Raw genomic sequence first — 26,935 nt, forward strand, 5'->3', positions numbered from 1 at the left:
CCCCCGGGGAGGGATCATGGGCCGCGTCTATGGGTTCGCGTGTGCCCGACCGTTGCCGGGGGGAACAGCCGTGCACCAGTCGTGTGGCACCGCGCTTCCCGCTCGACCCCATCGCTTCTTCGCCGAAGGAACTCCGCTGGTGCGTCCCACTCGTGCGACGGTCCTGCTCACCGCAGGTCTCGTCACCCTTCTCGGCATACCGGCCGTCGCCGCCGCCGACACCCCGACCGACCTCTACGTGAACAGCCGTGAAGGCTCCCACTGCTCCGATGCCGCAACGGGCACCCCGACCGCCCCGTTCTGCTCGGTCTCGGCGGCGGCCAAGGTGGTCGAGCCGGGCCAGACCGTGCGGATCGCCTCCGACAACAGGTACCCCGAAGCCGTCACGATCGACCGCTCGGGAGAGCCCGGGAAGCCGATCACCTTCGTCTCCGATTCGGAAGCCGTCAACCCCACGGCCCATGTGGACAAGGGCCTGACCATCAGCGGTGCCTCCCACGTGGTGATCCGCCGGCTGGATCTCCGCGGCGGCGTCACGGTCAGCCGTTCCACCGACGTGGTGATCGAGAAGTCCGACATCACGAAGGGCATGCTCAACGGCCTCGTGGTCGGCGACGCGAGCACGGACGTGCGCGTCAGCCAGAGCAGGGTCAGCAGTCCCCGGATCGAAGGCGGTTCCCGGCGCACCGTACTCAGCCGCAACGAGATCACCGGGCCGAAGGCCACGGCGGCGGCCGTCGTGGTGGACGCCCCCGGTACGGCGCTCACCAACAACTCGATCTCCGGCTCGTGCGAGACGACCGTCTCGGTCGGTGGCGGCTCCACCGGCTCGTCCGTGGTCAACAACGTGTTCTTCACCGTGACCCCCAACACCTCGTGCCCGCAGGACAAGCCCCGCAACTCCGTCGCGGTCGCGCAGAGCGCGACGGAGGGCACCCGCGCCGACTACAACGTGTTCGCGAACAGCCCCCTCGCCACCCAGCTCCCGTACACCTGGTCCGGCACGAGCTACAAGGATCTGGCGGCGTTCCAGGCCGCGACGGGCCAGGGCGGCCACGACATCGTCGCCCCGGACGACCGCGTCAGCACGGTGGACGACTCCCTCACCATCGACTCCGGCGACCCGACCGCGCCGGGTGCCCTCCTGACCGCCGACATCGACGGGAACCCGGTCGCGGACGACCCGCGTGTCCCCAACACCGGCGGGAACGGCGGGTTCGTCGACCGCGGCGCCTACGAGACCGGCGACGGCCTGAGCAGCGTCTGGATGTCGGTCGACAACGAGTGGGCACCGCTCGGTACGAAGGTGGTGGTGCAGAGCGTCTCGAACAGCCGCTGGCCCACCGCGATGTCGTTCAGCGTGGACTTCGGCGACGGGACGACCCCCCTTGTCATCCGCCAGGGCACCGCCTCCCAGGCAACCGCGACGCACGTCTACGGTTCCCCCTGCTCCTGCGTGGTCAAGGTGACGGCCTTCAACGGCGTGGGGGCGAAGGTCGTCACGTCGAAGCGGATCACGGTGGGCCCGGCGGCACTGACCGCCGACTTCACCACCGAGCCCGTCATACCGGTCCCCGGCGACGAGGAGGGCGCCGTCCGCCCGCTGACCGTCGAGTTCGACCCGCGGGCCACCAAGGGGCCGTGGCCAGTGGCATCTGTCGATGTCGAATTCGGTGACGGTGGCCGCGGGCTCCTCGGTCTCAGTCCTTTCAGGCACACCTACAGGGAGCCCGGCAACTACCAGGTGACCGTCACCGCTTACGACATCCACGGCGCGCAGTCCACGGTCGTCAAGACCGTGCGGGTCGGCTACACCCCGTCCGGGTACGTGGCGACCGACCCGTTCCGGCTGCTGGACTCCCGCACCACCAACACCACCCTCCGGGGTGGCTTTGCCTTCAACGTGACCCTTCCGGTCGGCGAGGCCGTGCCGGAGCACCCCCTTTCGGGGAGCATGGCCGCGGCGGTCCTGAACGTGACGGTCACCGGTGCGACGGAGGACACCCACCTGAGCGTCTGGCCCTCCGGGCCGACAGGTCCGAACACCTCGACCGTCAACGTCAACGCCGGTGGTACCGCGTCCAACACGGTGACCGTCCCGGTCGGTGCCGACGGACAGATCTCCGTCCTGCTCAACTCGGGCCGGGCCTCACTCATCGTGGACTTCATCGGCTACTACCAGCCGAACATCGGCCAGCGCTTCTCCCCGCTCACCCCGACCCGCGTCGCCGACACCCGTACGGCCGGTGGCGCGCTGGGCGGCGGCAAGACCCGCACGGTCAAGGTCGCCGGCGTCAACGGCATCCCCGCCGACGCCACGGCGGTCGCGCTCAACCTGACCGGCACCGGCGCGACGGAGCAGGCCCACGTCATCGCGTACCCGGACCCGGCGAAGCGTCCGTCGACCTCGAACCTGAACGTGGAGCCCGGCAAGGACAAGTCCAACCAGGCCATCGTCCCGGTCGGCCCCAACGGCACCATCACCCTGTTCGCCAACTCGGGCTCCACCCACCTGGTGCTCGACGCGGTGGGCTACTACGGCAAGGACGGCAAGGCCCTCTTCACCCCGGTCGTGCCCAAGCGCCTCGCCGACACCCGTACGACCGGCAAGGTCGCTCCCGGCGCCACCACGACCGTCGGCGGTCTGCCCGCGGGCGCCCTCGGCGCGGTCCTGAACGTCACCGCGACGGACTCCACCGGTCCCGGCTTCCTGACCGCGTACGGCTACGGCGGCACGCTCCCCGGGGCCAGCAGCCTCAACACGCTGCCGGGCCGCACGGTCCCGAACCACGTGATCAGCCCGGTCGCGTCCGGCAAGGTCAGCATCTTCAACAGCTACGGCGGCGGCAACCACGTGATCACCGACCTCCTCGGCTACTTCACCCAGGGCTGACCCCCACCGCACCGGACGTCCGCACCGGACGACACCGCCGCCCCGGCCGCCCGCGCAGTGCGCGCGGTGGCCGGGGCGGCGGTGTTCGCGGGCGGTGTTCGCGCTGACGGGAGCTATTCCTCGCGGGTGTAGTAGCGGTAGAACGCCGCGATTCCGACGCCCGCGCCGACGGCGAGGCCGAGGGCGCAGCTCTTGAGGACGCTCTCCTCGGCGAGGCTGTAGAGGTAGCCGAAGGCGATGCCCGCGAAGACCCCGTACGCCGCCGCGTGCGCCTCCCGCTTCAGCCGGGGGCCGATGCGGGCCAGGGCGAACATGCAGGCGGCGAAGATCGCGCCGCACAGGATCCCGTAGAAGACGTTGCCGGCGTCGACGGGCCCCGTCTGGCGCTTGATGAAGGCGGCGTAGACGCCGTAGACGAGACCCATGAGCAGGGGGCGGGTCAGGGCGGCCTTGCTCAGGTGGGTCGTGTCGGCCGCCGTCTGCCGGTGCCGCCGGGGGGCGGTGGGTGCCGCATGTGCCATGACGGGCTCCTCTCTCCCATCATCCAGGGCACACCCGCCGCCCCCGACCGGCAACTGGATCACCCAGGCCGGGGCACTCGGCGGGTACCTGGCGGGGCACGCTGAGGGGTACTCGACGGGTCACTCGACGGGTCACTCCGTGGGGGTCGCCCGCACCGCCACCGCGTCGATCTCGAAGAGCATGTCCGGCAGCGCGAGGGCGGCCACCCCGATCAGTGTCTGGGCGGGCAGTCCGGTGCCCCAGGCGGCGTGCAGGTGCTTGAGGAGGACGTGATGCTTCGCGTCATTCCAAACTCCTGAGTCAGTTGTCCGAAGGCTGTGCGGCCGGTGCGGGGGCTCTAGCGAGTGGCGGCGAGCCAGGCGCGGAGCCGGTCGGGGGCCCCGGGGGCCTGCCGTTCGGCCTGCTGCCGGATCTCGTCGAGGTTCTGGCCGGCCAGGGCGTGGCGCCAGGCCAGTTCGGCCCGGCCCATCGCGTGCCCGATGGCGCATTCGGCGGCGGGCGGCCCCTCGCCGCCGCCGGGCCCCTGCTGCCGGATCTCCGCGCACCGGAAGGCCTCGTCCGGCCCCTCGACGGCGGCGACCACGTCCATGAGCGAGATGGCGTCGAGCGGGCGGGCGAGGCGGAAGCCGACACGCGCCACCCGCCCGCAGTACCCCCGCTCGCGCCGCGCGTCCGGCCGCCTTTCCCTGGTGACGTGCGGACCTTCCTCTCGGCGGTACTCATCGCGCTCGTGGCCCTCCTGGTGCCCGCGAGCGCCGTCGCGTACTGGGCCGATCGCGAGCTCGGCAACGCCGACCGGTACACCGCCGCCATGTCCCCGCTCGCCTCTGACCCCGCCGTACAGAACGTCGTCGTCACCCAGGCCGGCCGGGCCCTCTCCGGACAGATCGACGCCGGCCCCTTCCAGGTCGGGATCGACACCCTGCTCGCCGAGGCCCTGCGCTCCTTCGTCGGCACCTCCGCCTACCAGACCGCCTGGGACGCGGCCAACCGCGCCGCCCACGGCGCGTTCCTCGAAGCGCTCACCACCGGCCACGGCAACGCCGTCAGCATCGATCTCGAGCCCGTCATCGCGCAGGTCAAGGGCGATCTCGTGGACAACGGGGTGCCGCTCGCCGACCGCATCCCGGTGACCCACCTCTCGGTGAAGGTCATGGAGTACGACAACCTCGGCGCGCTCCGGAAGGGCTTCCGCATGCTGCAGATCGCCGGGGTCTGGCTCCCCGTCCTCACCGTGCTGCTGGCCGCGACGGCCATCGCCGTCGCCGTCCGGCGGCGCCGCGCCGTACTGGCCACCGGGCTCGGGCTCGCGGCCGGGGCCCTCCTGCTGTGGGCGGCCGTGGCGGTGTGCCGCCGCCTGACCCTGGACGACCTGCCGGCCGACATCGACCGGGCGGCCGCCGAGGCGGTGTACGACGCGCTCACCGCGTTCCTGCGCACCACCACCTGGGTGGTGTTGGCCGTCGGGCTCGCCGCCGCACTGGCCGCCTGGCTGGCGGGCCGACTGCGCCGCACCCCATAAGCTCGGAAGGTACAAAGGCGCGAAAATCCGTAGAACAGCGCAGAAGAACCGATTCGCGAGCGGCGGCACGGAAGCGGGAATGAGTACCGAACGCACCGAAGAGATACCGTCCGGGCGGGCCCGGCACACACGGGGCCGATCCCACCCGCTGACCCCGCCCGCCTGGCTGCTGAAGGGGCTGCGGCCGAGCGCCGCGCCGATCCCCTGGGCCGCCGTGCTCCGTGCGGGCATCGCCCTGGCCGTTCCGCTGGCGGTCGGCTTCGCCATCGACGAGCCCGAGTACGGCGCGCTCGTCTCGATGGGCGCCCTGTCCGGGGTCATCGGTGACACCGCCGACGCCTACCGGATGCGGATCCTGAACATCGCCGTGCCCCAGCTGTTCGGCGCCGTCGGCGTCGCGCTGGGCACCCTGGTCTTCGGGCACGGCTGGCTCGCCGTCGCCGTCCTCACCCTGATCGCCCTGGTCTCCGGGATGATCTCCTCCATCGGCACGGTCGCGTCCGTCTCCGGGCTGATGCTCCTGCTGTACGGCGTGGTCGGCGCCGGCCTGCCGATGCCCGAGCCCTGGTGGACGGCCCCGTTGCTGCTGAGCACGGGCGGGCTGTTCGTCCTCGCGCTGACCCTGCTGGGCTGGCCGCTGCGCGGCCGGCAGCCGGAGCGGGCCGCCGTCGCCGCCGCCTACCGCGCGCTGGCCGACACCCTGGAGGCCGCGGGCGGACCGGGGCCCGCCTACGAGGAGCGGCGCCAGCAGGTCACCCAGGCCCTGAACGAGGCCTACGACCTGGTGCTGGGCCGCCGGGCCCGGGTGCACGGGCGCAGCCCCTCGCTCGTGCGGATGCTGGCCCAGCTCAACGTGCTGATCCCGCTGGTCGAGGCCGCACCCGCCGCGCACCTGCGCCAGAGGCCCCTCGCCCCCGAGATCCCGGCGGCCGTACGGGAGCTGGCGGCCGCCGTCGAGGAGGGCCGCACGGGGACCCCCGTACTGGACCTGCCCCCGCCGGACGGCCAGTCCGAGCGGGCCATCGACGCGGCGCTACGGCACGCGGCGACCATCGTGCTGCTGGCCGATCCCGACCCGTACAACGTCGACGACCGGCTCGGCCGGCCCGCCGCCCTGCGGGTCCGGGTCCGCCGCGCCGTGCGCGACATGATGTTCTCCGAGGCCTCCTGGCGGTACGGGCTGCGGCTCGCGCTGTGCATCGGGCTGGCGCAGGCGCTGGTCTCGGTGGTGGAGATCGAGCGGTCCTACTGGGTCGCGCTGACCGTCACCTTCGTCCTCAAGCCCGACTTCGGCTCGGTGTTCTCCCGGGCCGTGCTGCGCGCGCTGGGCACCGCCGGCGGGCTGGTCGTCGCGGCCGCCGTGCTCGCGGAGGTGCCGCGCGGCTGGTGGGACGTGCCGGTGATGGTGCTCCTCGCCGCGCTGATCCCCGCCTTCTCGGTCAAGGGCTACGCCTTCCAGACCGCCGCGATCACCCCGGTGATCCTGCTCCTCTCGGACCTGCTCAACCACCAGGGCTTCGACCTGGTCCGGCCCCGGCTGCTGGACAGCCTGATCGGCTGCGCCATCACCCTCGTCGCGGGCTATCTCCTCTGGCCCGAAAGCTGGCACACCCGGATCGGGGACCGGCTCGCCGACACGGTGGACGACGCGGCCCGGTACGTGGAGCGGGCGTTCGGCGCCGACCCCGGCACGGAGGCGGGACTGCGCGCGGCGCGCACCGCCCGGCTCCAGGCCCGGCGGCGGATCTACCGGGACCTGTCGGGCGTGCGCAGCGAGTTCCAGCGGGCGCTGACCGAGCCGCCGCCGACCGGCGAGCGGGCCGCCGCGTGGTGGCCGCTGGTCGTCGCCGTCGAGCGGATCGTCGACGCGACGACGGCCGCCCGCGTCCGGGTCAACCACGGCGCGCAGCCCCCGGGGCCCGAGGAGGTCGCGGCGATCGCCGAAGACCTGCGCGGCCTGGCCCGAGGCGTGCGCAGAGCCCACACCCCGGCCCAACTACACCCCCCGACACCCCCGCCGGTGGACGAATCCTCGGTCCTGTCCCCGGTCCGCCAGGAACTGACGGCAGCCCGCGCCATCGCCGACCCGACCGGCAAGGCCCCGTAGGCCGCCCAAGTCCAGCCCGGCCGAACCCAGCCCCGCCGGCGTTCGAGGCGCGGGGGTCCGGGGGCGGGCCCCCGGCAACGGCGCCGCACGCGACCCGCGGGCCCGGCCCGTCCCCCCAATGGCCCTGCCCCCGGGCCCGCCCGGCCGGAGCAGGGGAGCATCGGGACATGAGGCCCCTCCCCCGGCCCGCCCGGCCCTCCGCCCGGCGGGGGCAGTGCATCCTCCTCGCGGCCGCCCTCGCGGCCACCGCGGGGTGCGCCGACGTGGAGGGCCTGCGCGACGACGGCGACCTGGGGACGGTGCGCGCCCCGCGCAGCCTGTGGAAGGACATCCGCCCCGAACCGCCGGGCCCGGGCCAGCAGCCGGGCACGGCCGCCGTCGTCCCCGGCCTCGCCAAGGTCCCCGACCTGTCCATGAAGAGCGTCGACGCGCTGGAGGTCGTACGCGCCGACATCACCGCCGCCACCGCGGGGGACGGCGGCACCGGCCGCCTCGTCGACCCGCGGGCGACCCAGCGGCTCGCGCTCTGTACACAGGCTGTGGACGGCGGTCCGGACTGCCCCGTGCGGCCGGCCGTCCTGGCCGATGTGACGGGCAACGGCCGGGACGAGCTGATCACCGCCCTGGACATCGACGGCCGGGTCACCGAACTGCGCGTCTACACCGTCCAGGACGACGGGACGATCGCCCGCATCCTGTCCCGGCGCGGCGTACTGGAGGGCGTGGAGGTGGCCGCCGAGCACTTGGCGGTGCGCGAGCCGACCTCGAACCCGAAGAAGACCTCCGTCTCCGACTACGTGTGGGACCCGGACGCCGGGATCATGAACCTGTCCCAGCTCACCCTCGACGAGTGCCCCGGCGCCAAGGACGGCTCCGCCCCGTGTCCGGCCCCGAGCACGGGCTGAGGGGGGCGGGGACCCGATGCGGATGACGAGCAGTCTGCGCTGGAAGATCGCCATGACCACCACGGCGGTGTGCTGCGCGGTCGCGGCGGCGCTCGGCATCCTCGTGCACGACGTGGTGGCCCGGCAGATCGTCGGGGAGGTCCGCAAGGACGTGGACCGCGAGCTGGACGACGCCCTGGGCCAGTACGAGTACGGCACCTCGCACGGCGGCGGCAACAGCGCTCTGGACCCGCCCCGGCTGCCCCGGCCGCTGCGCGAGCTGGTCGCGCGCGGACTGACCGGCAGCATGGTCGGCGAACAGGACGGCAAACCCGTCATGTGGGCCGCCGGACCCGCCGACGGCAAGGCCCTCGCCGTCTGGATCCCGTACGAGAGCACCCGCACCCGGCTCCGGGACATCGACGCCGCGATCCTCGTCTCCGCGGTACTCGCCGCCGGGGTCGTGGCGCTCGCCGGCCTTTTCCTCGCGGGCCGGATCAGCCGCCGGCTCGCCACGACCGCCGCCGTGGCCCGCCGGATCAGCGCCGGGGACCTCGACGCGCGCGTCGGCTTCCCGGCCGGCGGGGAGGAGCCGCGCCGGTCCCGCTCCCACGACGAGGTACGGGACGTGGCGCAGGCCCTGGACACGATGGCGGCCTCGCTCCAGGGCCGGCTGGAGGCGGAGAAGCGCTTCACGGCGGACGTCGCGCACGAGCTGCGCACCCCGCTCACGGGCTCACTGGCAGCGGCGGCGCTGCTGCCCGAGGGCCGGCCCAAGGAGATGATCAACGACCGGCTGCGGGCCCTGCACCTTCTCACCGAGGACCTGTTGGAGATCTCCCGGCTGGATTCGGGCGTGGAGCGGGCGGAGCTGGCCCGGGTGGAGCTCGGCCGGGCGGTGGAACGGGCCGTGGCGAGCACCCGGCTGACCGTTTCGGTACGGATCCTGCGCGACGCGGTGGTGCTCACCGACCGGCGCCGCCTGGACCGGATCCTGACCAATCTGCTGGTCAACGCCGACAAGCACGGGCGGCCGCCGCTGGAAGTGAGCGTCGAGGGCCCGGTGGTGACCGTCCGCGACCACGGCCCGGGCTACCCCGCCGAGCTCATCGAGCACGGACCGCAGCGCTTCCGTACCGGAGACCCGGGGCGCGGGCGCGGCCACGGGCTGGGCCTGACCATCGTGGCCGGTCAGGCAGCGGTGCTGGAGATCGCGCTCGGCTTCTCCAACGCCCCGGACGGAGGCGCGGTGACCGCGCTCCGACTGCCGGTGGGGCGTCTGACGGACGGAAGTTGAGTGGCGCGGCCGATGCTCCACGTGGAACATCGGCCGCGCCGGGCGCTCGACTCACCTCTGATCGAACTCTGATCGAACTCGGATCAGAGTCGGATCAGAGTCGGATCAGAGTCGGATCACCATCGGATCAGACGCCGATGTTCTTGCCGTCCTTGCGCCAGACCGAGACGACCGACGGGCGGACGATCTTGCCGGGACCGTCGGGCCACACGGACTGCGGCTTCTCGACGGACGCGCCGTCGATCTCGCCCGGGTGCTGCACGGCCACCAGGACGCGCTTGTCCTGGACGAGCGGGCCGCAGGTCTCCGCGCCGCGCGGGACGGTCAGGAACTGCTTCAGCTCACCGCGGCGCTCACCGGCGGTCGCGACGCCGAACAGGCCGTCGTGCGAGCCGAGCTGGTTGCCGTCCGTGGAGATCCACAGGTTGCCGTGCGGGTCGAACGCCACGTTGTCCGGGCAGGAGATCGGGCTGACCTTGTCCTTCGGGAAGCCCGCGAAGTAGGTCGCCGGGTCGTTCGGGTCGCCCGCGACGAGGAAGAGCCGCCAGGCGAAGCCGTCGCCGGCCGGGTCGTCGAAGTTCTCGGCGAGCTCCAGGATCTGGCCGTGCTTGTTGAGGTTGCGCGGGTTGGCCTCGTCCGCGCCGGCCTTGCCTGCCTTGCCGCGGTCGGTGTTGTTGGTCAGCGCGATGTACACGCGGCCGGTGCGCGGGGACGGCTCGACGTCCTCGGGGCGGTCCATCTTGGTCGCGCCGACCTTGTCGCCGGCCAGGCGCGTGAAGACGGCCACCTCTTCGGCGGTCATGCCCTCGACGTGCGAGACGTTGCCGGAGGGCGACGAGGTGAGGATCTTGATCCACACGCCGGACCCGTCGAACTCGCCGTCGGCGGGCAGCTTGCCCGAACCGTCGAACCCTTCGACCGGGGAGTCGCCGGTGAGCTTGGCGACGTAGAGGGTGCCCTCGTCGAGCAGGGTGAGGTTGTGCTCCTTCGCCGCGCGCGAGTCACCCTTCTTCATCCGCTTCGCGGAGACGAACTTGTAGAAGTAGTCGAAGCGCTCGTCATCGCCCATGTAGACGACCGGACGGCCGTCCTCGGTCAGGCGGGGCTGCGCGGCCTCGTGCTTGAAGCGGCCGAGCGCGGTGCGCTTGCGCGGGACGGAGTTCGGGTCGTGCGGGTCCAGTTCGACGACCCAGCCGAAGCGGTGCGACTCGTTGGGCTCCTGTGCGACGTCGAAGCGCTTGTCGAACCGCTCCCACTTGCGCTCGGTGGCACCGGAGGTCACGCCGTAGCGCTTGAGGCGGGCGGCCTGGGTGGGTTCGGTGACCTGGCCGGCGTTGGCGAAGTACTGGTTGAAGTTCTCCTCGCCGTGGAGGGTGGTGCCCCACGGGGTGGTGCCGCCGGCGCAGTTGTTGAGGGTGCCGAGCACCTTGGTGCCGCCGGCGTCGACCGAGGTCTTGACCAGGTCGGAGCCCGCGGCCGGGCCGGTCAGCTCGAACTCGCTGGTGGCCGTCAGCCGGCGGTTGAGCCGGTGGCGGTTGACGGCGGTCAGCTTGCCGCTGCGGTGGTCCTCCTGGACGACGACCACGGACAGACCGTGCGCGGCCCAGGCGATCTCGACCTGCTCGCGGGTCGGGTTCGCCGGGTCGTACGCCTTGAACATGAGGTTCTCGTCGGTGTACTCGTGGTTGGCTACGAGCAGCTGCCGGCGCTCGTAGTCGTCACCGAGCGGGAGAAGGCTCAGGAAGTCGTTGTTGTAGCCGAACTGACCGGCCTGCGCGGCGGCGGTCTGCTTGTCGGGGTTGAAGGCGGGCGCGCCCTTGACGATCGGGTCGCCCCAGCGGATGACCACGTTCTGCTCGTGGCCCTCGGGGATCGTGACCTGGTCGGCGGTGTTCGGCGCGACGGCCTTGAAGCGCAGGCCGCGGGCACCGTCGGCGTTGCCGCCGGCGCCGCCGGCGCGCTGGGTGTCGGCGGTGGGGTCCGCGGCGGCGGAGGAGCCGTTCCCGCTCAGGGTGAGGGCGGTACCGGCGGCCGAGGCGACCGTGACCACGGCGGCCGAGCGGAGCATCGAGCGGCGCGAGTAGGCGCGGGCTATGACGTCGCCGGCGTACTCGTTGTCGCTGGTGTTCGGCACCTCGTGGAAGCAGGCGTCGCCGCAGCGGTAGCGGCAGGTGAGGGCGGAACGGCCGCCCCCATGCGAGTTGCCGATGAGGGGCAGGAGCTTGCGCACGAGTGTCCTCCGTTGATGCACGGTCCCCGACAACGTGTCGGAACAATCCGTCGGTGACGCTAGGCGCGGGTTGCGCCGAAGCGGCGGCGGAAGGATGAACGCACGGTGAATCCGGCACGTCGGAGCGGCAGTTCGGGTGCGGAACAGGTGTGTTTGGGCAGTGGGCGCCACGAAAGGTGCCCCTGCCGAAGTTCCAGCCAAGGGGCCGATAACCTTACGTGTCCACTCTGGGCAGGGATCTACCGCGCAGCACGGACAAATGACGCACGCACTCATGCGAAAGGCCTGGCCCATGGGTATTCGGAGCTTGTTGCGCAAGGTATTCGGACGGACTTCGGAGCCGCTTCCGGACACTACCGACGCCCCTTCGGCGGCCCTTCCGAGCCAGACCGAACGCACCCCACTGGACGCGGCGGCGGAACTCGTCGCGGCGTCCTTCGACAACCCCACGGTCCCGCCGCAGTCCGCACCGCGCGACCGCGAACCGGGCACCGTCCTCACGGCCCCCGCCCCGGCCCACACCCCGGACCCCACGGTCCCGGAAGCCCGCCGGTCCCCGTCCGGGGGCAGCCCGTCAGCCCCGGCGACCCCGGAGCCGACAGCCCCCGCACCCGCGCCGCAGGCGCAGGCGCAGGCCGAGCCCGAGCCCGAGGCCGGCGTACTCGCCACTGCCCCGTCGGAGGCCGAACAGGCCGACGCTGCCGCCCCGGAGCCGGAAGCCGAGCCGCTCGCGGCTGACGCCGAGCCGCAGGCCCAGGACACCGCTGCGGCGGAGCCGGTCGCGGCCGTCGCCGCCGAGGCCGATGCCGCTGCCGCGCCGGAGGCCGAACCGGCCGCCGAGGCGACCCCGGAGGCCGAACCAGCCGCCGAGGCGACCCCGGAGGCCGAGCCGCTCGCGGCCGCCACCCCCGAGGCCGACGTGGCCACGCCGGAGGCGGCCCCGGCCGCCGAGGCCGTCACCGCGGAAGCACCGGCCGCACCGGCCGAGGCCGAGGCAGTCGCCGCCGAGGCGCCGCAGACCCCGGCCGTCGAGGCCGCCGCGCCGAAGGCGCAGGCTCAGCCGCTCGCGGCTGCCGCCGACGCGGAGGACCCGGCGCCGGTCGCCGAGGCCGAGCCTCTCGCGGCCGTCGCCGTCGAGGCCGATGCCGTCGAGGCCGATGCCGTCGCGCCGCAGGCGCGGGAGGAAGCCGGGGCCGAGGCCCTGGTCGACGCCGCCGCGCCGCAGGCACAGGCACAGGACGAGACCGAGGCCGCCGGCGGCCCCGCTCACGCGCTCGCGGCCGTCAAGCGGCACGCGCCCGCCCTCGCCACCGCGTGCAAGGCCGCCGGCCAGGTGCTGCGGGGCAAGGGGAAGGCCGGGGCGCGGGCCAGGGTGTACCTCGTCCTCGACCGGTCGGGCTCGATGCGGCCGTTCTACAAGGACGGCAGCGCCCAGTACCTCGCCGACCACGCCCTCGCGCTCGCCGCGCACCTCGACGAGAACGCCACCGTGCACACGGTCTTCTTCTCCACGGACGTGGACGGCACCGCCGACCTCGCCCTCGAGGGCCACGACGAGGCCTGGGTCGAGACCCGGCACGCCGAGCTCGGGCACATGGGGCGCACCAGCTACCACCGCGCCGTCGAGCAGATCGTCGAGCGGTACCAGAAGGACGGCGGTGAGGGCCGCGCCCTCGTCGTGTTCCAGACGGACGGCGCCCCCGACAACCGTCAGCCCGCCCGCCAGGCACTCGCCGACGCGGCCGCCCACGACATCCACTGGCAGTTCGTCGCCTTCGGCGACCCCGATGCCAAGGCCTTCGACTTCCTGCGCAAGCTGGACGCCGACAACGCCGGCTTCTTCCACGCCGGCCCCGCTCCGGCCGAACTGACCTCCGCCGCCCTCCTCAAGGGCATTCTCGAACGGTTCTGACCAGGCGCGAGCAGGGAGCGGAACGACGGAAGGGCCCGGGATCCGAAGATCCCGGGCCCTTCCCCTTGGGCTCCTACGCTCAGCGAGCGGCGTCCGGGTGGACGGCCTCGGCGACCGGCTTGGCGTCGGGCGCCTTGGTCTCCACCGGCTTGCGCAGCGCGATGTTCAGCTCGCGCAGGCGGGACTCCTCCAGGATGGTGGGCGCCCCCATCATCAGGTCCTGCGCGTTGCCGTTCAGCGGGAAGGCGATGGTCTCGCGGATGTTCGGCTCGTCGGCGAGCAGCATGACGATGCGGTCGACGCCCGGGGCGATGCCGCCGTGCGGCGGGGCGCCGAGGCGGAAGGCGCGGAGCATGCCCGCGAACTCGCGCTCGACGGTCTCGGCCTCGTAACCGGCGATCTCGAAGGCCTTCAGCATGACCTCGGGCTCGTGGTTGCGGATGGCGCCGGAGGACAGCTCGATGCCGTTGCAGACGATGTCGTACTGCCAGGCCAGGATGTCGAGCGGGTCCTTCTCCTCCAGGTCCTTCATGCCGCCCTGCGGCATGGAGAAGGGGTTGTGGGAGAAGTCGATCTTGCCGGTCTCCTCGTCCTTCTCGTACATCGGGAAGTCGACGATCCAGCAGAACCGGAAGACGTCCTCCTCGAACTGGCCGGCGCGCTTGGCGGCCTCGACGCGGACGCCCGCCATGATCTTGGAGACCTCGTCGAACTCGCCCGCGCCGAAGAACACGGCGTGACCGGCGGCCAGGCCCAGGCGCTCGGTGAGGACCTTGACGTTCTCCTCGGTGAGGAACTTGGCGATCGGGCCGGTCAGCGCGCCGTCCTCGCCCACGCGGACCCAGGCCAGACCCTTGGCGCCCAGCGAGATCGCGTACTCGCCGAGGCCGTCGAAGAACTTGCGCGGCTGGGCGGCGGTGTCCGGGACGGCCAGGGCGCGCACGTGCTTGCCGGCGAACGCCTTGAACTCCGAGCCCTCGAACACGTCGGTGATGTCGACGAGCTCCAGCTTGGCGCGCAGGTCGGGCTTGTCGTTGCCGTACTTCATCATCGACTCGCGGAACGGGATCCGCGGGAAGGGGGAGGTGACCGCGCGGCCCTTGCCGAACTCGGTGAAGATCTCCGTCATCAGCCGCTCGATGGGCTGGAAGACGTCCTCCTGCTCGACGAAGGACATCTCGACGTCGAGCTGGTAGAACTCGCCCGGCGAGCGGTCGGCGCGGGCGTCCTCGTCGCGGAAGCAGGGCGCGATCTGGAAGTACCGGTCGAAGCCGGAGATCATCAGCAGCTGCTTGAACTGCTGCGGCGCCTGCGGGAGCGCGTAGAACTTGCCCGGGTTCAGGCGGGACGGCACGACGAAGTCACGGGCGCCCTCGGGGGAGGTCGCGGTGAGGATCGGGGTCGCCATCTCGTTGAAGCCGAGGGCCACCATCTTGGAGCGGATGGAGGCAATGACGGCCGAGCGCAGCATGATGTTGCGGTGCATGCGCTCGCGGCGCAGGTCGAGGAAGCGGTACTCCAGGCGCCGCTCCTCGTTCACCCCGTCGTCGGTGTTGATGGTGAAGGGCAGCGGGGCGGCCGCGCCGAGCACCTCGACCGCGGTGACCTCGACCTCGACCTCGCCGGTGGCGAGCTCGGAGTTCACGTTGTCCGCGCCGCGGGAGACGACCTTGCCGTCGATGCGGACGACGGTCTCCTTGGTGACGCTGCTGAGGGCCTCGTTGGCGGCGGTGCCGGGACGGGCGACGAGCTGCGTGATGCCGTAGTGGTCACGCAGATCGATGAAGAGGATGCCGCCCAGGTCTCGACGATTGTGCAGCCAGCCGCTCAGCCGGACGTCGGAGGCGACGTCGGAGGCACGAAGCTCGCCGCACGTGTGGGACCTGTACCGATGCATCAGTCATCCAGTTCTACGTGATACCAGGGTGGATTCAACCGTCCCAAGGTTACCGTCCGGGGCGCGAGCCCGTGCGGGCGTGCCCGGGAGGGGGCCCGGGAGGGAGTGGTGAACAGGCACGTCAGGCGTATGACCTGTATAGATGACCGGGTGCGCACAGAGGACGTCCTGGCCGCCATCGCGACCGGATTGTGGCGATGGGACAACGCCTCCGGGACGGTCACCCTCGACAGCGAGGCCGCCCGGCTGCTCGGGCTGCCCGTCGAGCCCGTCGCGCTGCCCGAGGTCGCCGTGCGCTCCCGCTTCCACCCGGTGGACTGGAACGAGATCAACGGCATCGTGAACCTGGCGGTCGCCGAAGGCACCCTCGCCGAGGCCCGGCTGCGGATCATGGACGAGGACGGGCGGGTGCTGCGCACCGTACGGAGCCGCTCGAAGCCTCTGGAGAACCGCGGCCCGGACGGCCGCGTCGACTACGAGCTGATCGGCACGATCCAGGAGATCGCGGAGGCGCAGCCCGGCACCACGGCCGTGCACACCCCGATCACCGGCGACTGGCGCCGCTCGCGCGAGGCGTTCCTGCTCGACGCCGGGCGGGCGCTGGCAGAGGCCCGCTCCACCGCCGAGGTCCTGCGGGTGGCGGCCTCGCTGTCCATGCCCGGTTTCATCCCCGACGGGCTGGCCGTCTTCGGCGTGGCCGGCACCCGGCTGTCGATCATCGGGCACCACGGGCACGATCCCGGCGACGAGAGCCCCTTCGCGGACATGCCGCTGGAGACCGACTACCCGGCCGCGGAGGTCGTCCGTACCGGGCGGGTGATCTACCTCCCCAGCCCCGAGGACTACAAACGGCGCTTCCCGGCCACCTGGCCGCTCGCCCAGCGCTTCGGCCGCCTCTCCTGGGCCTTCCTGCCGCTGGTCGTCACCGGGCGGACCATGGGCGCCTGGATGGCCGCGTTCAAGCACCCGGTGTCCTTCTCCCCCGACGAGCGGTCCGTCCTGACGACGGTGGCCCGGATGCTCGCGCAGGCCCTCCAGCGCGCCGGAGTGGCCGAATCCGAGCGGGAACTCACCACCGGCCTGCAGCGGTCGATGATGCCCCAGCTCGGCCCCGAGATCCCGGGCATGACGATCGCCGCCCGCTACGTGCCCACCGGCGGCGGACTCCAGGTCGGCGGCGACTGGTACGACATGATCCCGCTGCCGTCGGGACGGTTCGCGCTGGTCATCGGCGACGTCCAGGGTCACGACGTCCGTGCGGCCGGGCTCATGGGCCAGCTGCGGATCGCGGTGCGCGCGTACGCCTCCGAGGGCCACCGGCCGGACGCGGTGCTCTCGCGCGCCTCGCGCTTCCTGGCGGGGCTGTGCTCGGCGCAGGACACGGGCACGGACGCGGAGGAGGACGAGTTCCAGAGCCCGCGCTTCGCGACCTGTCTGTACGTGGAGTGCGATCCGCAGACCGGGCTGCTGGAGGTGGCCCGCGCCGGCCATCCCGACCCGGCGATCCGGATGACGGACGGCACGGTCCTGATGCGGCCCACGGCGGGCGGGCTGCCGCTCGGCATCGTGCCGGACACCGACTATCCGACGACGCGTTTCACCCTGGAACCCGGCGAGACGATGATGCTGTGCACCGACGGGCTCATCGAGACGGGCGGGCACGACCTCGACACGGGCTGGGCGCGGCTTCGGGCGATCCTGGAGTCCGAGACGCACGATCCCGAGAGCATGGAGCCCCGCCACCTCGAAGAGCTCGCCGACCTGCTGGTCCAGGCAGTGCACGGCCCCTCCTCGCACCACACCACCGGACCGCTGGCCGACCGGCGCGAGGACGACATAGCCGTGGTCCTGCTGTGCCGCGAGGGCGCGGGCCGCGGCTGCGAGAGCCCGCTGCTGCACCCCTCGCGCCCGGCCCGGCGCACCATGCTCACGGTGGCCCAGGCGGAGCCGGAGCGGGTCGCGGGGGTGCGCCGGCAGATCCGGGAGCTGCTGCACGACTGGGCGGACCCGGAGCAGGTCGACTCGGCGGTGCTGATGGTCTCCGAGATGGTGACGAACGTACTGGTCCACACGGACGGGGACGCCCTGTTGATGGCGGAGGCCGTCGGCGAGCTCGGCTCGCGCCGGCTGCGGCTGGAGGTGGCGGACGCCTCCGACGAGCTGCCGCACAAGCGGCACCCGGGGGAGATGGCCTCCAGCGGGCGGGGCGTCCTGCTGCTGGAGATGCTGGCGGACGACTGGGGCGTCGACCCGCGCGGTGAGGGAAAGTCCACTTGGTTCGAACTGCACGAGCGCTCCAAACCCGACTCCGACCCGCTGGACTGATCCCCGGGCGGTCGGTCCCGGCCGTGCTTGGATGAGCCGTGCCGACTTCCCTGCTGCCCGAGCCCGTGCGGCGACTCGCCGCCTGGTGCGTCGTCGTCCTCCTCGTCACCGCCGTGCTGGCCTTGGTCGTGTGGCTGTGCGCGGTCTTCCGGACAGTCGTCACGCCCGTTCTGCTGGCCGTGCTCGGCACGGCCCTGCTCGGGCCCCTGCACCGGCGGCTGGTCCGCATGAAGGTCAACCGCTCGCTCGCCGCGGCCCTCACCTGCCTCGCCGTGGTCGCCGTCGTCGGCGGGGCCTCGTACGTCGTCGTCCTCGCGCTCATCGAGACGGGCGACCAGATCATCGACGCCCTGCGGCGGGCCGGCAAGGGCCTCGCGGACCACTTCGGGGCGCTCGGGACCTCCGTGGAGGACGTCGCCGAGAACTCCAAGGACCTGCTCGCCAAGTTCGGCGGCACGGCCGCCTCGGGCGTGGTCGCCGGGCTCAGCGTGGTCGGGACGATGATCGCGACGACCCTGCTGGCCCTGGTCCTGATCTTCTTCTTCCTCCGCGACTCCGACCGGGCCGTGGGAACGCTGCGCTCGATGGTGCCGAGCCGCTCGGGCGACCTGATGGAGGCGATGGGGCGGCGCGCCTACGAGGCCGTCGAGGGCTTCATGCGCGGGACCACCTTCGTGGCCCTGGTCGACGCCGTGCTGATCGGCGCGGGTCTGCTGGTCCTGGACGTTCCGGGCGCCGTGGGCCTGGCCGCCCTGGTGTTCGTGACCGCCTACATCCCCTACCTCGGCGCCTTCCTCTCGGGCGCCGTGGCGGTCCTCGTCGCCCTCGCCGACCGGGGCTGGGTGATCGGCCTGTGGGCGCTGGGCCTGGTGCTGGTGGTCCAGATGATCGAGGGGTACGTGCTCCAGCCCCTGGTGCAGAGCCGCACCGTGCAGATGCACCCGGCGGTGGTCATGCTGGCGATCACGGCCGGGGCGAGCGTCGCCGGCATCCTCGGGATGCTGCTGGCCGTACCGCTGACCGCGGCCGCCTTCGGGGTGGTGTCCGAGCTGCGGACCCGGTACGCGGCCGGGCCCGCGCGGACCCCCACGGCGGGCTGAAGTCAGGCCGCGTCCGCGGCTGTGTCCTGGGCCACGTCGGCGGGTGTCACGTTCCCCGGCGCCCACTTGTCCCATGGGCATGACTCACACCAAGAGCGTGCTGCTGGCAGGGGCGAGCGGGGTCTTCGGGCGCCACGTCGCCGAGGAGCTCACCGCGGCGGGCCACACCGTCCTGGGTCTGGGGCGGGGTCCCGGGAACGCGGTGGTCGCGGATCTGATGGACCGGGACGGCCTGCTGCGGGCCGTGGACGGGCTGGAGGTCGACACGGTCGTGCACGCGGCGACCGCCTTGCGCAGGACCCCGATGAGGCACCGGGACATGAGCGCGACCGACGCGCTGCGGGTCGAGGGGACCGCCCACCTGGTCGAAGCGGCCCGGGTCCTCGGAGCGCGGCGGATGATCGCCGAGTCGATGGCGTTCGGCTACGGGTACCGGGACTTCGGGGACCGTGTGATCACGGAGGAGGACGTCTTCGGGCCGGCCGGCCTGGACGCGCGCTCCCAGCGGCACGTGGACGCGATGCGGTCCAAGGAGGGGCAGATGCTCGGGGCCGACGGGATCGAGGGCATCGCGCTGCGATTCGGCCTGTTCTACGGACCCGGTGGCACCGAGGCGCTGGTGGAGCCGCTGCGCAGGCGGGCCCTGCCGGCGGTCGCCGACGGGGGCCGGGTCCTGCCGTGGGTCCAGCTGCGCGACGCGGCGCGCGCGGTCGCGCTGGCGGTCGAAGGCGGGCGGCCGGGGCAGGCGTACAACATCGTGGACGACACGCCGACGGGCTTCGGCGCGCACGTGACCGCGGTCGCCGCGGCCTTCGGCACCCCCCGGCCGGTGTCCGTTCCGGCCTGGCTGACCCGGCCGATGCCGTACGCGCACAAGATGTTCACCACCAGCCTGCGGCTCTCCAACGCCAAGGCCGGGGCCGAGCTCGGCTGGAGGCCCCGCTACGCGGCCTGCGGCGACGGACTCGCCGCCATGGCCGGCTGACGATGGCCGGCCGACGATGGCCGGCCGACGATGAAAACCGGCCACGGGCTTGTGCCGTTTGGCACGATATGCGGATGACGATCACGAGCGAGTCGGAGCACGATCCCTTCACCGAGCACCGGCGGCTGCTGTTCGCCACCGCCTACCGGATGCTGGGGACGGTCACCGACGCGGAGGACATAGTCCAGGACGCCTGGCTGACCTGGAACAGGGCGGACCGGTCCGCGGTGCGCCACCCCAAGGCCTACCTGGTCCGGACGGTGACCAACCTGTCCCTGAACCGGCTGACGTCGGCGCGCGCCACCCGGGAGGAGTACGTCGGGCCGTGGCTGCCCGAGCCGCTGGCCGCCTCGCCCGACATCGCGGAGGGCACCGAGATGGCCGAGAGCGTCTCGACGGCGATGCTGGTCGTGCTGGAGACCCTCTCCCCCGTGGAGCGCGCGGTGTTCGTGCTGCACGAGGTGTTCGGCTACTCGCACGTGGAGATCGGCGGCTTCCTCGACCGTCCGGAGGCGACGGTCCGGCAGATCTCGCACCGGGCGCGCCACCACGTCCAGGACCGCCGCCCGCGGTTCGACACCGACAGCGCCCGGCGCGGGGAGGTCACCGCCCGGTTCATGAAGGCCTGCGCCGGCGGTGACCTGAACGCCGTCATGGAGCTGCTGGCCCCCGAGGTCACCGCGTGGTCGGACGGCGGAGGCAAGGTCACCGCCTCCCACCACCCCCTGCACGGCCCCGACCACGTCGCCCGCTGGCTGCTGCGCGTCACGACCCAGGCCGAGGCGGCGGGCGCCACCGTCACCACGGCCGTCGTCAACGGCGAACTCGGCGCCCTGGTCCTGATGGAGGACGTGCCCGTGGGCGCGCTCACCTTCGACCTGGAGGCCGGCCTCCTGCGCAACCTGCGCTTCCAGGTCAACCCCGACAAGCTGCGCGGCCTGCGAGGGGACCGGAAGCCCACGGCGGGAGCCTGACCCGAGGGCCCGGGGAGGTCAGTCCTCCGATGCCTCGCCGGTGCCGCGGTGGCCGAGTCCGGTGCGGGCCGTGGTGGGGATCCGGCCCAGCCGGCCGGCCTGGAAGTCGTCGAACGCCTGCTGCAGTTCGTGCTTGCTGTTCATCACGAACGGCCCGTAGTGCGCCATCGGCTCCCGGATCGGCTGCCCGCCGAGCAGGACGATCTCCAGGTCCGGGGCGTTGGAGTCCTGGGAGTCGTCCGCCCGCAGGGTCAGCGAGCCGCCCTCGCCGAAGACCACGGTCTGCCCGGTGTGGACCGGCCGCCGGTCCTCGCCGACCGTGCCGCGCCCCGCCATGACGTACGCGAGGGCGTTGAAGTCCTCGCGCCACGGCAGGGTGAGCTGCGCGCCGGGCGTCACCGTCGCGTGGATCATCGTGATCGGGGTGTGGGTGATGCCGGGGCCTTGGTGGCCGTCCAGCTCACCGGCGATGACGCGGAGCAGGGCGCCGCCGTCCGGGGTGGAGAGCAGCTGGACCTGGCCGCCGCCGATGTCCTGGTAGCGCGGGGGCATCATCTTGTCGGAGGCGGGGAGGTTCACCCACAGCTGGAGGCCGTGGAAGAGCCCGCCGGACACGACGAGGGACTCCGGCGGGGCCTCGATGTGCAGGAGGCCGGAGCCGGCGGTCATCCACTGGGTGTCGCCGCCGTTGATGACTCCGCCGCCGCCGTTGCTGTCCTGGTGGACGAAGGTTCCGTCGATCAGGTAGGTGACGGTCTCGAAGCCGCGGTGGGGGTGCCAGGGGGTGCCCTTCACTCTGCCCCCGACGCCTGCCGGACGACCCGTGAACAGGGCGGCGAACGACTCCACTCGTCGGCGCTGACCGACAAAGCCGGCGAAAGATAGCCGACGATCCCCGGTTGGGGAAACCGGGGATTCTCCAGACCATTAATACCTACCCCAACCCCGCCAAGGGGCGCGGCACCCACACGGTGCACTCGGCACACCCACACCACAAGGAGCACTTCCTGAAGGTCCACCCCATCGCTGCAATGTTCCCGCCGCTTACCGACGAGGAGCTCCGCAACCTCACCGAGTCCATCAATGTTCACGGCCTGCGCCACCCGATCGTCCTCGACCCCGACGGAGTCCTCCTCGACGGCCGCCACCGACTCGCCGTCTGCGAAGCCGTCGGAGTCGAGCCCCGCTTCACCACCTACGAAGGCGACGACGCCGGCGGATACGCCCTGTCGGCCAACATCCGCCAGCGCAACCTGACCACGGGGCAGGCGGCGATGATCGCCACCAAGGCCCATGCCCGGCATGAGACGAACGAGCATCTCCCCGCTGAAGTCGCGACGCGCTTCCTCAGCGAGAAGACCGGTGTCACCACCGATCGGCTAGACCTGGCACACATCGTCATGCGACACGCGCCCACACTCGTAGACCCGGTCATCACACGTGCCGTCAGCCTGGACGACGCCTACAAGGTCGCACGCGACAACAAGGCCCGCGCACAAGCCAGCCGGGAGTACCTCGCCCGCCTGCGCACCGAGGCCCCCGACCTCGCCGACCAGGTCAGCACAGGTGAGCTCACCGCGATCCAGGCCTGGCAAAAGCACACAGCCCGCATCAAGGAACAGGAGCGGCAGCGCAGGGTCGCAACCCACCTCCTGTGCGATGTCGTACCGGCCCTGGCACAGACACGGGGCACCAGAACCTTCGCCAAGTACGACCCCCAGTTCCAGGCGCCGGGCCGCCCCATCACCCGCAAGACCATCGCCCACGCGATGACCGCCCTGACCGAAATGGCAGCCACATGGCGGGAACGCGACCTCCCGTGAGCACCACCTGCGACACCCGGCAGCGGAAGATCGCCCAGTAGGAGGCCAAGCACCCCGACCCCGCCGAGCACTTCGAGACGGCCGGCAGCAACCCCGGAGCCGCACCCTCATACAGCTGACGACCCGCACCTGACCCCATAAAGACCTCTGGGGCCAACGCCAACGCGTTGGCCCCAGAGGCGTTTGTACCACCACAGCCGTGACCAGCGGGAAGAGGCTTGGTGTGGGGTCCCCATCGGCGGCAGGAAACCGTCCCGGCCGCCGACCGTCTTGTGGCCTCTGTGACCTCGCTGGCGCAGAAACGGTAGCGGCGACTCCCTCCTGGACTGATCGCACACCAGACGCCATAACGCCAATAGTGCTACGCTCACTAGCATCATGCTGCTGAGACTGGACACCACGGACAGCCGCCCCCTCCACGAGCAGGTGGCGGGGGCGATCCGGCGTGCCATTGCCGAGGGCGAGTGCATGCCAGGGGACCGACTGCCTCCGGCTCGGGATCTCTCCCAGGTGCTGGGCGTGAACGCCAACACAGTCCTGCGCGGGCTGCGCGCCCTGCGAGACGAGGGGGTGCTGGAGTTCCGGCGCGGTCGCGGGGTCACCGTCGCCGAAGGCGCCGACCAGCGGTCGGAACTACTCAGCAATGCAAGGCAGTTGGTGGCCGACGCCGCGCGCCTTGGTTACAGCAAGAACGATCTCATTGAAATGATCAGGGGGCTTTCGTGACTGACCGTACGAAGCGGACGAGCGGCACGCGCTGGGGAGCGGCGGCCTGGGCGGTGGGCGTACTGGCTGTGCTGGCCGGGCTTCCGCCGGCCGCGAGCAGCCGGTTGCCGCAGCGCCTTGCCACGCATTGGGGCGATGGGACCCCTGACGGTTCGATGCCCTTGTGGGCGGCTGCCGTGTTCCCGGCGCTGATCTGGGCGGTTCTGGCGCTCTCCATCGCCATGGCCGGCCGGCGCGGAGGCGCGCCCGCAGGGTCGTGGATCGGGGTGTCCTTGCTGTCTGGCGGTGCCTTCCTGGCCGGCGCCCAGGCTTCGATCGTCCGCGCCAATCTGGACCAGGCCGACTGGCGGGATGCCGGTTCAGTGGGCGCGGGGATGGCCGTCACGGCGGCGGTCGCGGTCGTGGCCGGTGTGCTCGGATGGCTGGCCGGACGGCGCGCGGCGCTCCCGGTCCACGCCGGACAGGACGCGAGCGGCGAGGTCATGGAGATCCCTGAGGGTGAGCGCCGCGTCTGGCTCTCCCGCACCGCGAACCCCTGGCTTCACCTGACCGCCGCCCTCACCGGCCTCGTGGCGGCGGCCGCCGTACTCGCGGCCGCGGGCGGTCTCATCGGTCTGCAGTGGGCGCTTATCGCCCCGTTCGCGATCGCTTCGGTCCTCGTGCTGTTCTGCGCCTCGGTGCAGGCGCGGGTGACGGAGTCCGGGCTGGAGGTGGCCTTCGGTCCGCTCGGCTGGCCGGTGCGTCGCTGGTCGGCACAGGACATCGTCTCGGCGCGTGCCGAGACGCGGACCCCGGCGCAGGTCGGCGGCTGGGGCTACCGGCTCAGCGGCCTGGGCACCACGGTGATGCTCCGGGCCGGCGAGTGCCTGGTCATCCATCCGACCAAGGGAACGGAGTTCGCCGTGAGCGTCGATGACGCCGAACGCGGCGCCGCACTGCTCAACACACTTTCGACCCGACACGCCGGCTAATCAATTAAGTCAGTCTGACCAAATTCATTCGCCCGAGTCGCCCTGATCGACACCCCCTCAGATCCCCCGAGTCAAGCAGGCCCCCCACTACTGGCCGGAAACAAGCGAAGGATCACCGGAAGGCATCTTTCCATCTAGGCCGGCTGTGAGTGCGGTCATATTTGCTCGACCCATGATCATTTCCTATGCGAATATCACGGAGGCAAGTTCACGCATCGGGGGGCGAGTGACCAAGAGCCTGTCCGCTCCCTGATGTTTTTCTAACGAGGGGAATGACGTTGAACATCAAGCAGCGCAGCATCCTGGTAGTCGCGGGCGTTACGGCAGCGGCCCTGTGCGTGGCCGCGGCCCCGTCGGCGATGGCCGACGCGGGTACCAAGTCCGTCGCGACCGTCTCCGTCGCGTCGCCCGCCTCGGCCAAGGCCGATGGCGAGAGGGTTTTCCGGGGCCTGTTCTTCGGCCAGGGTGAGGTCGGCAGCGACCTGTCGAAGCTCGACCTGTTCGCGGAGGCCCGCCAGCACGTCGACAACGAGGACCTCGACGAGGTGCGGGCCTCGAACGCTGTCGTCGACCTGATCAACAAGCGGTCCCCCGCCTTCTTCGCGGAGCTCAGCGCGAAGACCCGCAGCGGCGACCCCCGCCAGGTCGAGAAGGCCGTCACGGACGCCCAGAACATGCTGATGTCCGTGGCGCAGAAGGACGACAAGGCCACTCCCGTCGAGAACGGCCAGCTGTGCGGCGTCACCGTCGCGGTCGGCGCGGCGGTCGTCCATATCGCCGCCGTCGTGACCGCGGCCGGCGCCGTGGTGACGGTCACCGTCGCGGTGGGAGCGAACTTCGTCAAGGGCAAGAACTGGTTCTGGAGCCCGCAGCCCACCACCGGTGACGGCACCCCGCTGTCGAAGGACGAGGCCGTCGCCCAGGTAACGAAGGCACTCAAGGCCGCCTAAGCGAAAGGGGGCTGAGAGGCTGCAGACTCTCCGCCCCCGACGCTGCGTACCCGTCCCAGCGGCAGAGGACCCTCCCTTCCATCATGAACAGCAAAATCCGGACGGCCTGTGCCGCATTCACTCGCAGCGGCAATGGCACCGTCTCCGTATCCCTTAAATCGGTCGTCATCGTATGCGCCATCTGGTCGGTGATCGTGCTCTATGCAGTGCAAGAGCAGGTCCCGAAAAACGTCATCACATTGCCAGCGCAAAATAAGGTGAAGCACACGGTGGTGAATATCGCACCACAAGGCTGGGCCTTTTTCACCAAGTCCCCGCGTGACCCCGAGGTCGTCCCCTACAAGAAGACCCCAGAGGGCTGGCAGGCACTCTCCCTCACCCCGCACGCCTCTCCACACAATGCCTTCGGGCTCAACCGCGAATCACGCGCCCAGGGCGTCGAAATCGCCATGCTGCTCGCGGCCGCCCAGAAGTCGGACTGGCGTGACTGCACCGACAGCGGGCAGACCTGCCTGTCCAGCTCCGGTGACGCCACCCGCCAGCTGAAGAACGACTCCCCCAACCCCACACTGTGCGGAACCGTCGGCCTGCTGCAGGAACGCCCCACGCCCTACGCGTGGCGCGACCTCGTGCCCGAGCCCCACTCCACCGAACGCGTCATGGTGCTGGAGGTGACCTGCTGATGCGAAAGCGCACCATCACCCTCCCCTGGGCCGCCGGCTACAGCCTGGCCCGCACCCTTCTGGCGCTCGGCACCCTGGGCACGCTCGCCTTCAGCGACAGCGCGACCCTCTTCCGGGAAGTCTCCACCGTCGGCCAGTACCCGCTGTGCCGGGGCGTCACCGGAGCAGGAGCCTTCTGCCTGGTGTCCCCAGACCATTTCGAGACGATGCGCTGGGCGTGCTGCCTCGTCCTCGTCATCTCAGCCAGCGGCTGGCGCCCCAGGTTCACCGCCATCCCCCACGCCTACGTCGCCTTCAGCGTGTTCACCGGCATCTCCATCCCCGACGGCGGAGACCAGATCACCTGGATCCTCGCCCTGATCCTCGTCCTGGTGGCCATCGGCGACCCACGACGCTGGCACTGGCAGCCACAGCCGTCCGAGCCCACGGAGAGCACCCGCCGCCCAACCCTGGCCCTGATCGGGGTCAGCGCGATTACCGTGGCCCGGATCCAGATGTCCGTCGTCTACTTCCAGTCCTGCGTGGCCAAACTGCCCCACGCCGAATGGGCAGACGGCAGCGCCCTGTACTACTGGATCAACAACTACGCCTTCGGAGCCCCCGACTGGCTCCGCCCCGCCCTGAACACCGTGGTGGACAACCCCCTCGGCGTCGCCGCGCTCACTTGGGGCCCCCTCGTACTGGAGATCGCTCTCGCCGCCGCGCTCCTGCTGCCGCAGAAGGTGCGGTGGGCCCTCCTGCCCGCAGGCATCCTCTTCCACCTCGGCATCGCGATCGTCATGGGCCTGTGGAGCTTCGCCTTCGCCATGTGGGCCGGCCTGCTGCTCCTCCTCGCCCCCTACGGACACGACCCCCATCTCGCACGCCTGTGGCGCAAGCGGGCCCAGCCCGCCGAACCCGAACGCCCGGCCACCGAGAAGCCCGCCGATGAGCCCGTCCACGCCGGCTCGAAAAGGGCAGGCAGCATCCTGACCTCGACAGCCGCCACCAAGTAGCCGAGCACCGGCCACGGACGCGGCAGGCAGGGTCACCAGGCTCTCGCACCCGCCGCCGGTGCAGGCGGCACTGGCGCCGACACCAGTACCGTCTGCCCCTGAGGCGTGCCGATCCGGACCGACACTCGAACACGCACCA

20 protein-coding genes and 2 pseudogenes are annotated in these 26,935 nt (G+C 71.7%); 16 read left to right on the forward strand and 6 right to left on the reverse strand.

Features of this window, described 5'->3' with window-relative positions; genetic code table 11:
* Nucleotides 1-139 precede the first annotated feature (139 nt).
* Nucleotides 140-2,893 (forward strand): PKD domain-containing protein, encoded by a 2,754-nt coding sequence (locus J7F03_RS03900; protein WP_214947215.1) that lies wholly within the window; start codon nt 140-142, stop codon nt 2,891-2,893.
* A gap of 113 nt (nt 2,894-3,006) precedes the next feature.
* Here J7F03_RS03900 and J7F03_RS03905 read toward each other — a convergent pair whose 3' ends face one another.
* The 3 genes and pseudogenes from J7F03_RS03905 to J7F03_RS03910 form a co-directional block, all read right to left on the reverse strand.
* Entirely contained in the window at nt 3,007-3,414 is a 408-nt protein-coding gene (locus J7F03_RS03905; RefSeq protein ID WP_214947216.1) for a hypothetical protein, read from the reverse strand.
* A 132-nt stretch (nt 3,415-3,546) separates the two neighbouring features.
* Nucleotides 3,547-3,681, reverse strand: a pseudogene (locus tag J7F03_RS40795) (RidA family protein); the annotation flags it as partial.
* 71 nt (nt 3,682-3,752) lie between these two features.
* Nucleotides 3,753-4,055 carry an Rrf2 family transcriptional regulator gene (locus tag J7F03_RS03910; protein WP_308379030.1) on the reverse strand — a complete coding sequence of 101 codons (303 nt, stop codon included), beginning with the start codon at nt 4,053-4,055 and terminating at the stop codon, nt 3,753-3,755.
* Nucleotides 4,056-4,109: 54 nt separating this feature from the next.
* Here J7F03_RS03910 and J7F03_RS03915 point away from each other — a divergent pair, with 54 nt between their 5' ends.
* The 4 genes from J7F03_RS03915 to J7F03_RS03930 all read left to right on the forward strand — a co-directional run bounded on the left by J7F03_RS03915 (nt 4,110) and on the right by J7F03_RS03930 (nt 9,225).
* A complete protein-coding gene (locus J7F03_RS03915) occupies nt 4,110-4,937 on the forward strand; it encodes a hypothetical protein (RefSeq protein WP_214947217.1) in 828 nt (275 codons plus the stop codon).
* A 79-nt stretch (nt 4,938-5,016) separates the two neighbouring features.
* Nucleotides 5,017-7,044, forward strand: coding sequence for an FUSC family protein (locus J7F03_RS03920; RefSeq protein ID WP_214947218.1), 2,028 nt, complete (start codon nt 5,017-5,019; stop codon nt 7,042-7,044).
* Nucleotides 7,045-7,211: 167 nt separating this feature from the next.
* Entirely contained in the window at nt 7,212-7,949 is a 738-nt protein-coding gene (locus J7F03_RS03925; RefSeq protein WP_251071398.1) for a hypothetical protein, read from the forward strand.
* Between the two features lie 16 nt (nt 7,950-7,965).
* Complete coding sequence (locus tag J7F03_RS03930) at nt 7,966-9,225, forward strand: HAMP domain-containing sensor histidine kinase (protein WP_214947219.1); 1,260 nt, start codon at nt 7,966-7,968, stop codon at nt 9,223-9,225.
* A gap of 127 nt (nt 9,226-9,352) precedes the next feature.
* On the opposite strand, the gene J7F03_RS03935 is transcribed toward J7F03_RS03930, so the two are convergent.
* Nucleotides 9,353-11,455: a PhoX family phosphatase gene (locus J7F03_RS03935; protein ID WP_214947220.1), complete on the reverse strand. Its 2,103-nt coding sequence runs from the start codon at nt 11,453-11,455 to the stop codon at nt 9,353-9,355.
* 310 nt (nt 11,456-11,765) lie between these two features.
* Here J7F03_RS03935 and J7F03_RS03940 point away from each other — a divergent pair, with 310 nt between their 5' ends.
* Nucleotides 11,766-13,367: a VWA domain-containing protein gene (locus J7F03_RS03940; RefSeq protein ID WP_308379034.1), complete on the forward strand. Its 1,602-nt coding sequence runs from the start codon at nt 11,766-11,768 to the stop codon at nt 13,365-13,367.
* Between the two features lie 79 nt (nt 13,368-13,446).
* Here the strand turns inward: J7F03_RS03940 and aspS are convergent, their stop codons facing one another.
* A complete protein-coding gene (gene aspS / locus J7F03_RS03945) occupies nt 13,447-15,264 on the reverse strand; it encodes an aspartate--tRNA ligase (RefSeq protein ID WP_214947222.1) in 1,818 nt (605 codons plus the stop codon).
* Between the two features lie 150 nt (nt 15,265-15,414).
* Here aspS and J7F03_RS03950 point away from each other — a divergent pair, with 150 nt between their 5' ends.
* The 4 genes from J7F03_RS03950 (at nt 15,415) to J7F03_RS03965 (ending at nt 20,648) form a co-directional block, all read left to right on the forward strand.
* Nucleotides 15,415-17,589 carry a SpoIIE family protein phosphatase gene (locus J7F03_RS03950; RefSeq protein WP_214947223.1) on the forward strand — a complete coding sequence of 725 codons (2,175 nt, stop codon included), beginning with the start codon at nt 15,415-15,417 and terminating at the stop codon, nt 17,587-17,589.
* 38 nt (nt 17,590-17,627) lie between these two features.
* Complete coding sequence (locus tag J7F03_RS03955; protein ID WP_214947224.1) at nt 17,628-18,689, forward strand: AI-2E family transporter; 1,062 nt, start codon at nt 17,628-17,630, stop codon at nt 18,687-18,689.
* A gap of 73 nt (nt 18,690-18,762) precedes the next feature.
* Entirely contained in the window at nt 18,763-19,674 is a 912-nt protein-coding gene (locus J7F03_RS03960) for an NAD(P)-dependent oxidoreductase (protein WP_214947225.1), read from the forward strand.
* A gap of 74 nt (nt 19,675-19,748) precedes the next feature.
* Nucleotides 19,749-20,648 carry an RNA polymerase sigma-70 factor gene (locus J7F03_RS03965; RefSeq protein WP_214947226.1) on the forward strand — a complete coding sequence of 300 codons (900 nt, stop codon included), beginning with the start codon at nt 19,749-19,751 and terminating at the stop codon, nt 20,646-20,648.
* 18 nt (nt 20,649-20,666) lie between these two features.
* Here J7F03_RS03965 and J7F03_RS03970 read toward each other — a convergent pair.
* Nucleotides 20,667-21,449 (reverse strand): annotated as a pseudogene (locus J7F03_RS03970) (pirin family protein); the annotation flags it as partial.
* Between the two features lie 98 nt (nt 21,450-21,547).
* Here J7F03_RS03970 and J7F03_RS03975 point away from each other — a divergent pair.
* The 6 genes from J7F03_RS03975 (at nt 21,548) to J7F03_RS04000 (ending at nt 26,796) form a co-directional block, all read left to right on the forward strand.
* Entirely contained in the window at nt 21,548-22,471 is a 924-nt protein-coding gene (locus J7F03_RS03975; protein ID WP_251071399.1) for a ParB N-terminal domain-containing protein, read from the forward strand.
* Between the two features lie 378 nt (nt 22,472-22,849).
* Nucleotides 22,850-23,197: a GntR family transcriptional regulator gene (locus J7F03_RS03980; RefSeq protein ID WP_214947227.1), complete on the forward strand. Its 348-nt coding sequence runs from the start codon at nt 22,850-22,852 to the stop codon at nt 23,195-23,197.
* The gene (locus J7F03_RS03985) at nt 23,194-24,168 is read left to right on the forward strand and encodes a DUF1648 domain-containing protein (protein ID WP_214947228.1); all 975 of its coding nucleotides are present in this window, start codon (nt 23,194-23,196) and stop codon (nt 24,166-24,168) included. The genes J7F03_RS03980 and J7F03_RS03985 overlap by 4 nt, the downstream gene beginning before the upstream one ends.
* Nucleotides 24,169-24,440: 272 nt before the next feature.
* A complete protein-coding gene (locus tag J7F03_RS03990; protein WP_214947229.1) occupies nt 24,441-25,118 on the forward strand; it encodes a sporulation delaying protein family toxin in 678 nt (225 codons plus the stop codon).
* Between the two features lie 83 nt (nt 25,119-25,201).
* Entirely contained in the window at nt 25,202-25,801 is a 600-nt protein-coding gene (locus J7F03_RS03995; RefSeq protein WP_214947230.1) for an SdpA family antimicrobial peptide system protein, read from the forward strand.
* A complete protein-coding gene (locus J7F03_RS04000; RefSeq protein WP_214947231.1) occupies nt 25,801-26,796 on the forward strand; it encodes a sporulation-delaying protein SdpB family protein in 996 nt (331 codons plus the stop codon). Before J7F03_RS03995 ends, J7F03_RS04000 begins: the two co-directional genes overlap by 1 nt.
* Nucleotides 26,797-26,935 lie beyond the last annotated feature (139 nt).

The sequence above is a fragment of the Streptomyces sp. ISL-43 genome (genome assembly GCF_018614195.1).
Classification (GTDB): Bacteria; Actinomycetota; Actinomycetes; order Streptomycetales; family Streptomycetaceae; genus Streptomyces.